General features: G+C 43.4%; 13 protein-coding genes and 1 tRNA gene. 9 read left to right on the top strand and 5 right to left on the bottom strand.

Annotated features, from left to right (window positions below; translation table 11 throughout):
• Positions 1 to 108: 108 nt before the first annotated feature.
• The 3 genes from MR764_RS07000 to MR764_RS06990 all read right to left on the bottom strand — a co-directional run bounded on the left by MR764_RS07000 (position 109) and on the right by MR764_RS06990 (position 1,551).
• Positions 109 to 510 carry an HIT domain-containing protein gene (locus MR764_RS07000; protein WP_247978694.1) on the bottom strand — a complete coding sequence of 134 codons (402 nt, stop codon included), beginning with the start codon at positions 508 to 510 and terminating at the stop codon, positions 109 to 111.
• Between the two features lie 7 nt (positions 511 to 517).
• Positions 518 to 991, bottom strand: a complete 474-nt coding sequence (gene greA, locus MR764_RS06995) for a transcription elongation factor GreA (RefSeq protein ID WP_247978693.1) — start codon at positions 989 to 991, stop codon at positions 518 to 520.
• A 164-nt stretch (positions 992 to 1,155) separates the two neighbouring features.
• Positions 1,156 to 1,551 (bottom strand): hypothetical protein, encoded by a 396-nt coding sequence (locus tag MR764_RS06990; RefSeq protein WP_247978692.1) that lies wholly within the window; start codon positions 1,549 to 1,551, stop codon positions 1,156 to 1,158.
• Between the two features lie 58 nt (positions 1,552 to 1,609).
• On the opposite strand from MR764_RS06990, the gene MR764_RS06985 reads away from it, so the two are divergent.
• Entirely contained in the window at positions 1,610 to 2,035 is a 426-nt protein-coding gene (locus MR764_RS06985; RefSeq protein WP_247978691.1) for a Rieske 2Fe-2S domain-containing protein, read from the top strand.
• A gap of 48 nt (positions 2,036 to 2,083) precedes the next feature.
• On the opposite strand, the gene ahcY is transcribed toward MR764_RS06985, so the two are convergent.
• Together ahcY and recQ are read right to left on the bottom strand one after the other, a co-directional pair.
• Positions 2,084 to 3,502 carry an adenosylhomocysteinase gene (ahcY, locus tag MR764_RS06980; RefSeq protein WP_247978690.1) on the bottom strand — a complete coding sequence of 473 codons (1,419 nt, stop codon included), beginning with the start codon at positions 3,500 to 3,502 and terminating at the stop codon, positions 2,084 to 2,086.
• An 88-nt stretch (positions 3,503 to 3,590) separates the two neighbouring features.
• Positions 3,591 to 5,771 carry a DNA helicase RecQ gene (gene recQ, locus MR764_RS06975; RefSeq protein WP_247978689.1) on the bottom strand — a complete coding sequence of 727 codons (2,181 nt, stop codon included), beginning with the start codon at positions 5,769 to 5,771 and terminating at the stop codon, positions 3,591 to 3,593.
• 369 nt (positions 5,772 to 6,140) lie between these two features.
• Between recQ and tatC the strand changes: the two genes are divergently transcribed.
• From tatC to MR764_RS06935, 8 genes are all read left to right on the top strand, one after another.
• On the top strand, positions 6,141 to 7,004 hold the full coding sequence (gene tatC, locus MR764_RS06970) for a twin-arginine translocase subunit TatC (protein ID WP_247978688.1): 864 nt from the start codon (positions 6,141 to 6,143) through the stop codon (positions 7,002 to 7,004).
• Between the two features lie 33 nt (positions 7,005 to 7,037).
• Positions 7,038 to 7,760: an LPS export ABC transporter ATP-binding protein gene (lptB, locus tag MR764_RS06965; RefSeq protein WP_247978687.1), complete on the top strand. Its 723-nt coding sequence runs from the start codon at positions 7,038 to 7,040 to the stop codon at positions 7,758 to 7,760.
• A gap of 187 nt (positions 7,761 to 7,947) precedes the next feature.
• A tRNA-Glu gene (locus MR764_RS06960) sits at positions 7,948 to 8,019 on the top strand.
• 28 nt (positions 8,020 to 8,047) lie between these two features.
• Positions 8,048 to 8,299: a 30S ribosomal protein S20 gene (gene rpsT, locus MR764_RS06955; protein ID WP_247978686.1), complete on the top strand. Its 252-nt coding sequence runs from the start codon at positions 8,048 to 8,050 to the stop codon at positions 8,297 to 8,299.
• A 144-nt stretch (positions 8,300 to 8,443) separates the two neighbouring features.
• Complete coding sequence (radC, locus tag MR764_RS06950) at positions 8,444 to 9,145, top strand: DNA repair protein RadC (protein WP_247978685.1); 702 nt, start codon at positions 8,444 to 8,446, stop codon at positions 9,143 to 9,145.
• Positions 9,146 to 9,156: 11 nt separating this feature from the next.
• Positions 9,157 to 10,491 carry a polysaccharide deacetylase family protein gene (locus MR764_RS06945; protein ID WP_247978684.1) on the top strand — a complete coding sequence of 445 codons (1,335 nt, stop codon included), beginning with the start codon at positions 9,157 to 9,159 and terminating at the stop codon, positions 10,489 to 10,491.
• Positions 10,469 to 11,389 carry a hypothetical protein gene (locus MR764_RS06940; RefSeq protein WP_247978683.1) on the top strand — a complete coding sequence of 307 codons (921 nt, stop codon included), beginning with the start codon at positions 10,469 to 10,471 and terminating at the stop codon, positions 11,387 to 11,389. The genes MR764_RS06945 and MR764_RS06940 overlap by 23 nt, the downstream gene beginning before the upstream one ends.
• Before the next feature lie 6 nt (positions 11,390 to 11,395).
• A complete protein-coding gene (locus MR764_RS06935; protein WP_247978682.1) occupies positions 11,396 to 12,370 on the top strand; it encodes a polysaccharide deacetylase family protein in 975 nt (324 codons plus the stop codon).
• Positions 12,371 to 12,372: the final 2 nt, after the last annotated feature.

Genomic DNA, 12,372 nt, shown 5'->3' with positions numbered 1-12,372 from the left:
ACAAACAAGATACCATTAAAATTAAAAGCTATAAAAGAACAGACCGTTTCAAAGCTAGCTTTGAAACGGTCTGTGAATCTATTAACTTAGTCCAATAATCTGTAACGCTTATTTAGGACTAGTCATTTCGGCAATCAATTTTGCGATGGCCTCCATCTCTTCCGGCGGAAATTTCGTCTTCTCCGTAAACTGAAGCAGATCCTTTTCGCTCTGCATCGGGACGAGATGAATATGTGCATGCGGCACTTCGAGGCCTAAAACCATAACACCTACCTTTACGCAGGGGATGGCTTTTTGTAATCCAATCGCTACTTTTTTGGCAAACATTTGCAATCCGGCGTACAATTCGTCGTCCAAATCAAAAAGGTAGTCTACCTCTTTTTTGGGGATCACCAAAGTATGTCCCTTTGCTGTTGGAAAAACATCCAGAAAAGCCAAGAAGTTTTCGTCTTCAGCAACTTTATAAGCCGGGATTTCGCCGTTTACAATACGGGTAAAAATGCTTGCCATTGTATTACTAAATTGAGATTTCTACAATTTCGAAAGGAATGACACCTGACGGAACTTTAATTTCCACCACATCACCTACTTTTTTCCCAATCAATCCTTTTGCAATAGGTGTCTGAACAGAGATCTTTCCTTCTTTCAGGTTCGCTTCGCTCTCAGGCACCAGTGTATATTGCATGGTTGCATTATTTTTTTGGTTGCGAATCGTTACCTTATTCAAAATCTGAACCTTTGATGTATCAATTTTTGACTCGTCAAGAATACGTGCGCTGGCCACTTTCGACTGCAACTGGGCAATTTTGGCTTCCAACATTCCCTGTGCATCTTTTGCTGCATCGTACTCTGCATTTTCAGAGATATCGCCCTTTTCGATGGCCTCTCCAATTTGCTTTGAAATCTTCGGTCTTTCTACCGTTACCAGACGCTCAAGCTCCTTCTTTAGCTTATTCAGTCCGTCTTGCGTTAAATATGTTACTTCGGACATTTCTTATCCTCCTCAATTTTCAATTTAATATTATGATAGTGTACAAAAAAATAGAAAGAATCCCGGTTATCCGGGACCCTTCCTTTACTGCAAATGTAAAAAATTTATTCAATTCGGAAATGATCCCAGCGAAAAATTATTCATAATGAATGATTTATAGCCGCTTAAGTATATTTCCGATTCATGATTTCATTATAGATAACCGCCTTTCGAATGGAAAATCTCTCCCCATCAATCAACACCTTCTTTTTCTGCGGACGCTGAAGAATTTTCATCTTCTCAACCACTTCCGAACTGCCTTCGGCTTCTGCCTTAAACGAATAAACAGGCTCGGGTTTCGGAACCGCAACCACCACTTCTTCTGCAGGCTCTTCCTCCTCGTCGAACGGTTGATACACGGGCCTTTGTTCCTCCTGCTGCATGAGCATTTCCCAGAAATCGGCAGGCTGACCCGCACTTTCTGCTCCCGGTCGCAGTCCTTCTTTTTTCTTTTTTCGTTGATTGAGCACCCCAACCACCGCAACCAGAATCGTTAATAATATGACGATCAAATCATCCATGCATCACAGCCTAAACAATAAAATACTACTTTTGATACTTCCAGTAAAAATAATAAAAATGAAGCAGTTGATTTTAAGAAGTGGAAAGTATTTATTTTTTTTCATGCTGGTATTGTTATCCTCCCTGTCGTGTAAAGAGATTGATTCGCAGATTCCGGAAGTTCCTGTTTCCTTCCAGGTCAATCTAAACATCTACAACGAACTGAGAGTCCCGGGGAACTCTGCCTATTTTCCTCAGGCGGGCTTTGGCGGAGTTGTTGTCTACTGTGAACTCGAAGGATCGTATTATGCTTTCGATGCTGCCTGTACCAACGAAATCAATACCAACTGCCGGGTAGAAAACAAAGGCTTGGTGGGGACCTGTTCCTGCTGCCAGTCAGAATTTGTATTTGTTGGCGGCAACGTTGTAAAGGGCCCGGCTTCAGCGCCGCTCAAGCAGTATAATGTATCGCTTCTTGGCGACATGCTGAGGGTATACAACTAAAAACGGGCCCCAAAACTGAGACCCGTTGCTATTTTATCTTTCTTTCGATTAATAGCGGTAATGCTCCGATTTATAAGGCCCTTCCTTCGGTACACCCAGATACGCAGCCTGGGCATCGGTAAGCGTGGTTAACCTTACGCCAATCTGTTCGAGATGCAAACGAGCTACTTCTTCGTCGAGTTTTTTCGGAAGGGTATATACTCCCACTTCGTAATCCTTCTGCCAGAGTTCGATTTGTGCGAGCGACTGGTTGGTAAATGAGTTACTCATTACAAACGAAGGATGACCGGTGGCACAACCCAAATTGACCAAACGTCCTTCGGCCAGTAAATAAATACAATGTCCGTCTTCGTATGTATACTTATCAACCTGCGGTTTAATGTTTGTTTTCCGGATACCCTGCCATTTTTCAAGACGAGCGACCTGGATTTCATTGTCGAAGTGCCCGATATTGCACACAATGGCCTGATCTTTCATTTTAGCCATGTGCTCGCCGGTGATCACATCTTTATTACCCGTAGTGGTAACATAAATGTTTCCTTCACTTAAGGCATCTTCCATGGTTTTTACCTCGAAACCTTCCATGGCCGCCTGAAGCGCACAAATGGGATCGATTTCGGTAACAATTACGCGCGCGCCATAACTACGCATCGAGTGTGCGCAACCCTTACCCACATCACCGTAACCTGCAACTACCACCACTTTACCAGCAATCATTACATCGGTGGCGCGTTTTATACCGTCGGCCAAAGATTCACGACAACCATACAGATTATCAAATTTCGATTTGGTAACCGAGTCATTCACATTGATCGCCGGAAACAACAATTTCCCTTCTGCCTGCATCTGATACAAACGGTGAACCCCGGTAGTGGTTTCTTCCGAAACTCCTTTTACCTCTTTGGCCACCCGCTGCCAGCGTGTTGGGTCTTCTTCCAGAATTTGCTTCAGTATGAGGTTAAGCTGCAATTCATCTTCACCTCCCACCGGTTCGTCCAAAATAGCAGCGTTTCTTTCTGCTTCATATCCACGATGGATCATCATGGTTGCATCGCCTCCGTCGTCTACTATTACATTTGGGCCAAGGCCATTTCCAAAATCCAGGGCCTGCTCGGTACACCACCAGTAATCTTTCAGCGTTTCACCCTTCCAGGCAAATACCGGAATCCCGGCCTCGGCGATAGCCGCTGCCGCATGATCCTGTGTCGAAAAAATATTGCAGCTTGCCCAACGCACATCTGCCCCCAGTTCAACCAGTGTTTCAATCAACACTGCTGTTTGAATGGTCATATGAAGACTCCCCATAATACGGGCTCCTTTTAATGGCTTCGCCGGACCAAACTTTCTCCGGATCGACATCAAGCCCGGCATTTCCTTCTCCGCAATCTCTATTTCTTTTCGCCCAAAATCAGCCAGTGTTATATCTGCGACTTTGTAGGCCATTTTTTCGTTAACTGCAACAGTCATATAGTATTATATTAATTGACACAAAATGAATTAGCGCTGCAAAAGTAACATTTTTGCAAATAAAAAGTTGAATATGTTTCCCGGTATATTAATTCCCCATGTCGGAGAAAAACTTGACACGCATCAGCCGGATATCATCTTCGGAATATTCATCCTCTCCCAGCTCATCCAAAGCATCCTGAACCGAATCTGTTTTGGCTTCCCTGAAATAGTCAAAAATTTCGTCCTGGTGATCTTCGTCCAGCACATCGTTAATGTAGTAGTCGATATTTAGCTTCGTTCCCGAATTAACAATCGCCTCCACTTCGCTGATTACATCCGAAACTTCGATTCCCTGCGATTCGGCGATGTCGTCGAAGGATAATTTGCGGTCGATACTTTGAATAATGAAGACTTTCATTTTAGACTTGTTGGCTACGGTACGCACCACCATATCTTCGGGTCGTTCAATATCGTTATCCTCGACATATTGCTTAATCAGCTCCACAAAATCGCGACCATAGCGGCGGGCTTTACCTGAACCCACGCCTTGTATATTCTGTAACTCTTCAATGGTTACCGGATATTGAATAGACATATCAGCCAACGACGGATCCTGAAATATCACAAACGGTGGAAGGCTGTGCCGCTTCGCAATGCGTTTTCGCAAGTCCTTCAACATCGAAAACAACTGTGGGTCGCCGCTGGAACCTCCGGAAGGAGCTCCCCCTTCGTTTTCTGCCTCTTCCTCGTAATCATGATTTCTTACCAGCATAAAACTGGTCGGATTTGCCAGGTAGTCGTGACCGGCAGGCGTAACTTTTAACAATCCGTAGTTTTCAATATCCTTATTAATCAGACCGGCAACCATCGACTGGCGGAATACTGCATTCCAGAAACGTTCGTCGTGATCGGCTCCGCTGCCAAACGATTCCAGCGTGTAATGCTTGAACGACTTTATGGCGGCAGTTTTGTTCCCGATCAGAATATTGGCAATGTGATCGCCTTTGTATTTTTCGTTGACTTCCAAAATGGCCTTTAACGCAGTAACGATTTCTTCCTGAGCTTCAATCTGTTCTTTCGGATTCAAACAGTTATCACAGTTACCACAATTTTCGGGCTCATATTTTTCACCAAAATAATGCAGAAGGATTACTCTCCGGCAAATTGCAGACTCGGCATAAGATACCGTATCGAGCAAAAGCTGTTTTCCGATTTCCTGCTCGGCCACCGGTTTGCCATGCATAAACTTCTCCAGTTTCTGGATGTCTTTGTAGGCATAAAAGGTAATGCATTTCCCTTCTCCGCCATCCCTGCCGGCACGCCCGGTTTCCTGGTAATACCCCTCCAGGCTTTTGGGAATATCGTAGTGAATAACAAACCGCACGTCGGGTTTATCGATCCCCATTCCAAATGCAATCGTGGCCACAATCACATCCACTTCTTCCATCAGAAATTTATCCTGGTTGGTAGAGCGCGTGTTGGCATCCATCCCTGCATGGTAGGCCAGCGCCTTAATTCCATTCACCTGCAGATTTTCGGCCAGCTCTTCCACCTTTTTCCGGCTCAGACAATAAATAATACCCGATTTCCCCTCGTTTTGCTTGATGAATTTTATGATCTGGTTAACCGTCTTCACCTTCGGACGTACTTCGTAGTATAGATTTTCGCGGTTAAACGAAGCCCTGAAAACCTGTGCATCCAGAATCCCGAGGTTTTTCTGAATATCGTGTTGAACCTTGGCGGTTGCGGTTGCAGTTAAAGCAACAATCGGCGATTTTCCGATTTCTTCAACGATAGGTTTAATCCGACGGTATTCAGGCCTGAAATCATGCCCCCATTCCGAGATACAGTGCGCTTCATCTATCGCATAAAACGATATATTGATTTGTTTCAGAAACTCAATATTTTCCTCCTTTGTCAACGACTCAGGCGCAACATACAACAACTTGGTTTTTCCCGCGATTACATCTTCTTTCACCTGCGTAATAGCCGCTTTCGACAACGATGAATTCAGGAAATGAGCCACATTATCTTCGGCATTCATTCCCCGAATCGAGTCGACCTGATTCTTCATTAAAGCTATAAGTGGTGAAATAACAATGGCAGTCCCGTCCATAATCAAAGCGGGTAACTGGTATATCAGCGATTTTCCTCCCCCCGTCGGCATCAACACAAACGTGTTATTCCCATCTAACACATTTTTGATAGCATTTTCCTGTTGTCCTTTGAAACGATCGAACCCAAAAAAATACTGCAATCGCTCCAGTAAATCAATATCCTTATCCATAACTAACTCTTCCGCAATATACTCTTGTTGATATAGCGATTTCTAATTTATTAAAAGTAAATAAAACAGCAATGCTTTTTAATGATTTTTAAAGCTAGTCGTTTGTTTTCACAAAATCTGTCCGGAGCCCGATACCTTCCCTCATTTCGTTCTCTCACTACAAATATGAAAAGTTTTCTATTTAAAACAGATAGAAATATGACTTCAATTTAAATTCAGTACCGCAAAATTAATCGATTACCGCCTTCTTATTATAGAATATGTATATTCGAAACCTCAGAATTCAGGGCGTTGCAGATTTCAGAAACGCGAAATTTCAATTGCCAAAAATTCGTGTACATTTGTGAAGTTTTTAAAGACTGAAAGTCAATGAGCGGAGAAAATACAAGAGAAGAACAAAGCACCAAAAAGGGCAAAGCTCAAAAAGTAGAAACAGAAATGTCGTTTCTGGAACACCTCGAAGAATTAAGATGGCACATCATCCGGTCGTTTATTGCGGTGTTTCTTTTTGCAATAGTAGCCTTTGCGCTCAAGAGTTTTATTTTCGATACAATAATCATGAAACCGATGACCCCGGGTTTCTGGACCAACCGAATGCTGGCCAAACTCGGAGAATTGGTGGGAACCGATGCGCTCAATATCAACCAGCAGCCGCTACATCTGATTTCCATAAAAATGTCGGATCAGTTTATGATGCACATCATGATCTCGATCATCGCCGGTATCGTAATGTCTTCGCCGGTTATTTTTTATGAATTCTGGCGGTTTATAAAACCCGCGCTTTACGAAAAAGAAAAAAAATATGCCGGAGGCGCTGTATTTTATACCTCGGTTCTGTTTATGCTGGGTGTACTTTTTGGCTATTTCCTGATCGTACCTCTTTCCATTCAGTTTTTAGGAACATACAGTGTTTCAGAATCGGTAACCAATCAAATCAATACCCGGTCCTACATATCAACCGTAACCTCAATTTCGCTGGCAGGTGGAGTGGTTTTTCTTTTACCCATCTTCTCCTTCTTTTTGAGCAAGGTTGGAATCCTGACGCCAAAATTCATGAAAACGTATCGCAAGCATGCTTATGTTGTGATGCTGCTCTTGTCGGCGATTATTACGCCACCTGACGTTTTCAGCCAGATCATGGTTTGTATTCCGTTGATCATTCTTTATGAAGTCGGTATTTTCATCTCGCGCCGGGTGGTTAAAAAACGTGAAATGGAGATGGATCCTGCATAATTCATCCGGAAAAAATCCGTTATTTGAACACAAATGATTTTACGCGCAGAAAATATTGTCAAGAAATACCGGAAACGAACCGTTGTAAAAGGTGTTAGTTTCGAGGTAAAACAAGGCGAGATTGTTGGATTGCTGGGACCAAACGGAGCGGGCAAAACAACTTCGTTTTATATGATCGTGGGCCTGATACAGCCCTTTTCCGGAAAAATTTATCTGGACAACGAGGAAATCACCAAACTCCCTGTTTACAAAAGGGCACAACGTGGCATTGGCTACCTGGCACAGGAAGCGTCGGTATTCCGGAAGCTCAGCATCGAAGACAACATTAGGGCAGTACTCGAAATGACCGATTACACCAAAGAATACCAGAAAGAGAAACTGGAGACACTTTTGGATGAATTCAGCCTGCAACACATTCGAAAAAGCAAGGGAATTCAATTATCGGGAGGAGAAAGACGCCGAACGGAGATTGCACGCGCATTGGCTATCGATCCGAAATTTATTTTGCTCGACGAACCTTTTGCAGGTGTCGACCCGATTGCTGTGGAAGACATCCAGGAGATTGTAATGAAGCTGAAAGAAAAAAATATCGGGGTATTGATTACCGACCACAACGTACACGAAACGCTCACCATAACCGATCGTTCGTACCTGTTGTTTGAAGGTAACATCCTGAAAGCCGGAACCGCAGAAGAACTTGCAGCCGACGAAGATGTAAGGAGGGTTTACCTCGGACAGAACTTCGAACTGCGATAAAAATAAACTTTTTGCATTTTTTTATTTGCAAATCCAAAAAACTTGCTTTTCTTTGCAGCGCTAAAATAAAAACGGCTTTTTAAACGAAAAGAGATCCGATTTTAGCTGAAAAAAAATCCTGAAAATTTGGTGGATAACAAAAATGAAGTATTTTTGCAATCCCAAAATAAAGGGAACAAAACAGGATGGCCCGTTCGTCTAGGGGTTAGGACGCAAGATTTTCATTCTTGTAGCAGGGGTTCGAATCCCCTACGGGCTACTAATTTTTTAACAGAGGAAACAAAAAAATGGCACATCATAAGTCAGCATTAAAAAGAATCCGTCAGGACGAAAAAAAGAGAGTACACAACAAGTACTACGCTAAAACTACTCGTAACGCAATTAAAGCGCTGCGTAATGCTACTGACAAGGAAGAAGCTACAAAACTGTACCCTAGCGTTGTTGCTATGATTGATAAACTTGCAAAACGCAACATCATTCACAAAAACAAAGCATCGAACTTGAAATCAAGTCTGGCTTTAAAAGTGAATCAACTGTAAGAAGCAAATTTCACAAGATAGAAGACCTCTCCGCATTGCGGGGAGGTTTTTTTTTACCCCAAACTTTCATATGTTCCGGAACAATGAAATTCATCTTTTACAAATCATTTATTCTGTTTATTTTTAAAAGAGAAGTTCCGAGGCATGAGCGACTACAAAAAACTTAATATTAAAGACTGGGCAGCCGAAGACCGGCCACGCGAGAAACTGCTCTCGAAAGGCGCCCGTTCGCTTAGCGATGCCGAGCTGATTGCCATACTCATCGGCTCGGGGAACCTGGAAGAAACCGCCGTTGAACTATCGCGCCGGATTCTGGCCGCTGCCAACAACAACCTCAATGAACTGGGCAAAAGAAATATCGAATTTTTAAAAACCTTTAACGGCATAGGTGAAGCAAAGGCCGTAACCATTGCAGCAGCTCTGGAACTGGGAAAACGCCGGAAAGAGGCCGGTGTCTTCATCAACAATAAAATTACGGGTAGCAAAGACGCGGCCGATTATTTCTTTCCTTTACTCGAAGGCCTGAACCATGAAGAATTCTGGGTGATGCTGCTAAACCGTGGAAATACAATAATCGATGCTTTTATGATCAGCCAGGGAGGTATTTCGGGAACCGTAATCGACGTAAGGATTATTCTGAAACCTGCTATCGAGAAACTAGCCAGTTCCATTATATTGTGCCATAATCATCCGTCGGGAACCATGCAGGCTTCGGATGCCGACAAAAAAATTACCAAAAAAATCAAAACCGCCGCAGAAACGATGGACATTGCCGTGCTCGACCACATTATCATCGGGCACAACAATTACCTCAGTTTTGCCGACGAAGGAATGCTAAACTTTTAAACTGAACCAAAATGATACTGATCTACTCCGAAAAAATTACCCCCCGAATCGAGTACATTTTCAAGCTCATTTTCACGACTATTTTGCAAACCGAGGTCGCCTTTACCAAAAATTCAAAAGAGTTCCAGGAACACGGCGGGCCTAAGTTCAACTATTCGTTTCAGAAATTTGGCGATGAGTTCTACATTAAACCGCATCGGCTGATGTTTCAAAAGGCAATGATCAAACCAACCATTCAGCCGGTTTGGCACGAGGGGAACAAATATTTTTGTGAAAGCTCGCAGGACTCTGATTTGCCTTTCGACCCTTTGGCCGCCTCCTTCTACCTGGTTACCCGCCACGAAGAGTACACAGATAAAACGCGCGATAAACTGGATCGTTATACGCCACAAAACAGCATTCTGGTAAAATATAACCTGTCCCAAAAACCGGTTGTCAACATTTGGGCTCACCTGCTCAGCCATAAACTAAAAGAAAAATACCCGACACTTAGCTTTTCCAAAAGTACGTTTAACTTTATCTCCACCATTGATATTGACAATGCATGGGCCTTTAAAAACAAAGGATGCTGGAGAACAAGCGCTGCCCTGGCAAGAGCCTTTATTAAAGACCGGGAGGAATTTAAAGAAAGATTAAACGTACTTACCGGAAAAATCAAGGACCCATATGATACCTACGAATACCTGGATACCATATTCAACGGCAACGAAGAAAAAGTGAAGTTCTTTTTCTTACTGGGAGACTGGGGCCGTTACGACAAAAATATTTCACACCGGAACAAACAGTATCAAAAACTGATCAGGGCAACCAAAGAAAAATACGATGTGGCCCTGCATCCCTCGTTTGCGTCCAGTAAAAAAGGCAACCGAAAGAAAACCCGGACCGAACGAATTCGTCTGGAAAAAATTCTTAAAAGCAATATCCTGAAAAGCCGGCAGCATTTCCTGCGTCTTGAATTCCCGAAATCGTACCGAAGGTTGATCAAAAGCGGAATCGTTGAAGACTATACAATGGGATTCTCCTGCCTGCATGGTTTCAGGGCTGGAATTTGCACCCCGTTTTACTTTTACGACCTGGAGCGCGAAACAACGACCAACCTGCTCGTGGTTCCTTTCCAGGTGATGGACGGAACTTTTACCCACTACCTTAAACTGTCGCCAGAGAAAGCTTTTGAAGAAATTGAAAAAATCATGACAGAAGTTAAGAATGTAGGTGGTACATTTGTGAGTATCTGGCACAACGAAACAGTCAACGACAAAGGAATCTGGAAGGGATTCAGAGAGGTGTTTGAGAAAATGAACAAACTGGGATTTAGCTGGGCAAATGAAAGAACAACCCAACATTAGGTACATAAAAAATACGGACATTGATTACAATAAGTGGGATAACTGCCTGAACAATTCCCCCAACCAGCACATTTATGCCGCCTCCTGGTACCTCGACCGCGCTACCGACAACTGGGATGCGCTGGTAATGGGCGATTATGATTTTATTATGCCACTGCCCGTGCGAAAAAAATGGGGGATCTCCTATGTTTATCAACCCGATTACTGCCAGCAACTGGGAATATTTCCGGCTCCTTCGGAAGAAATTACTAGGCATTTCTTTCAGAAAATTTCACAGTTGTTTAAATACTGCGATACACAGGTGAACACCAAAACGCCTGTAGAAAATACCAGTGTCCACTTAAAAGTTTCGCCCCGTACCAACTATATTCTCTCTTTAAATATGAATTATGCCGGGTTGTTTTCGGGGTATTCACCCGACACCAGAAAAAACCTGAAAAAAGCACATAAAAAAAACCTGAGCTTTGTGGCAGGGATACAACTGGATGATTATTTACAACTCAAAGCCGAAAACCCCTGGCGGGAAATCACGGAAGAAGATTGGAATACCGCCAAACGACTGATCGCATTTGGGCTGTACAAAGGGATTGGGAGAATTTACGGAATATACACTGCTGCCAACGAATTATGTGCGGCCGGTTATTTTTGCCAATACGGCAACCGCGTTACCTTCCACGACTCTGTATCCAACAAAACGGGCAAGAAATCGGGTGCAATGCGGCTTCTGATCGACGGCTTTATCCGTGAAAATGCAGGAAAAAAAACGATGCTTGATTTTGAGGGCTCCACAGTGCCGGGCATTGCTCACTTTTTCAGCGGCTTCGGAAGTTACCCCGAAACCTATTTCCGGGTTAAATACAATGGTTTACCTTTGCCACTTCGGTGGATCAAATCCTGAGTTCACATGCCAAATATTCCTCGTTTTATATGCAAACAAATGGCGCGGATTGTTCCGGGAAAAACTCTATTCGGGCTAAACACTCCCGCTTTTCTGCCCTTTTACCACACAGTAAGCAACAGTCATTTGGCCCATGTTCTGAACTATCCGTACAGAGATGCCAACACATTCGAAAGCGAACTCGATTACTTATTAAAATATTTTACGCCCGTTTCGCTGGAGGAGTTTCATGAAAACCCCCACGGTTCCGGGAAAAAATTTCATCTGACATTTGATGACGGGCTCAGCGAATGTGCCGAAATAATTGCCCCCATTTTATCGCGGAAAGGAATTCCGGCCACCTTCTTTATCAATTCTGATTTTGTGGGCAACAAGGCGCTTTTTCACCGTTACAAAGCCAGCCTGCTGTTAAACGGCTTACTGACAGACCCCGATTCTGAAACCGAAAGTTTTTTAGCCAAACATGGCATATTCCGCAACAACCTGTTAAAAACGCCTTATCACCAAAAGGAGCTAATTGACCAGGCAGCCGAGTTGCTCGAAATCGATTTTGCTGCCTTTTTAAAGGAACAACAACCCTACATGACCAAAAGTCAGCTAAAGCAGCTCCACAAACAAGGATTTACGATTGGCGGCCATTCGTGTTCCCATCCCGAGTTCTGGCTGATGAAAAAAAATGCACAATTCGATGAAATTGAGAAAAATATGGAGTGGATCAACCGCCACTTCGAACCAAAAATAAAAGCCTTCGCCTTCCCTTTTACCGACCACGGAGTTTCGGGAAAGCTGCTAAACAAATTGGTAAAAAAGCAGATTTGCGACCTTACTTTTGGTACGGCCGGCCTCAAGTTCGACAGTGTTAGTGCGCACTTTCAACGGTACCCGGTTGAAATGCCAGGCGATTTTGCCAACAACCTAAAAGCAGAGTTTCTATACTTCTTTCTGAGAAAATGGGTGGGAAAAGCAAAAGTGAATCACTAAAC

This window comes from Maribellus sp. YY47 (genome assembly GCF_023111095.1).
Lineage (GTDB): Bacteria > Bacteroidota > Bacteroidia > Bacteroidales > Prolixibacteraceae > Draconibacterium.
Note: the sequence above shows the minus strand (reverse complement) of the source record. Positions and strands in the feature narration are given on the sequence as shown.

Excerpts from the sequence above, each read along its gene's own strand:
- MR764_RS07000 (WP_247978694.1), bottom strand. The coding sequence starts at position 510 with ATGGCAAGCATTTTTACCCGTATTGTAAACGGCGAAATCCCGGCTTAT.
- greA (WP_247978693.1), bottom strand. The coding sequence starts at position 991 with ATGTCCGAAGTAACATATTTAACGCAAGACGGACTGAATAAGCTAAAG.
- MR764_RS06990 (WP_247978692.1), bottom strand. The coding sequence starts at position 1,551 with ATGGATGATTTGATCGTCATATTATTAACGATTCTGGTTGCGGTGGTT.
- MR764_RS06985 (WP_247978691.1), top strand. The coding sequence starts at position 1,610 with ATGAAGCAGTTGATTTTAAGAAGTGGAAAGTATTTATTTTTTTTCATG.
- ahcY (WP_247978690.1), bottom strand. The coding sequence starts at position 3,502 with ATGACTGTTGCAGTTAACGAAAAAATGGCCTACAAAGTCGCAGATATA.
- recQ (WP_247978689.1), bottom strand. The coding sequence starts at position 5,771 with ATGGATAAGGATATTGATTTACTGGAGCGATTGCAGTATTTTTTTGGG.
- tatC (WP_247978688.1), top strand. The coding sequence starts at position 6,141 with ATGAGCGGAGAAAATACAAGAGAAGAACAAAGCACCAAAAAGGGCAAA.
- lptB (WP_247978687.1), top strand. The coding sequence starts at position 7,038 with ATGATTTTACGCGCAGAAAATATTGTCAAGAAATACCGGAAACGAACC.
- rpsT (WP_247978686.1), top strand. The coding sequence starts at position 8,048 with ATGGCACATCATAAGTCAGCATTAAAAAGAATCCGTCAGGACGAAAAA.
- radC (WP_247978685.1), top strand. The coding sequence starts at position 8,444 with ATGAGCGACTACAAAAAACTTAATATTAAAGACTGGGCAGCCGAAGAC.
- MR764_RS06945 (WP_247978684.1), top strand. The coding sequence starts at position 9,157 with ATGATACTGATCTACTCCGAAAAAATTACCCCCCGAATCGAGTACATT.
- MR764_RS06940 (WP_247978683.1), top strand. The coding sequence starts at position 10,469 with ATGAAAGAACAACCCAACATTAGGTACATAAAAAATACGGACATTGAT.
- MR764_RS06935 (WP_247978682.1), top strand. The coding sequence starts at position 11,396 with ATGCCAAATATTCCTCGTTTTATATGCAAACAAATGGCGCGGATTGTT.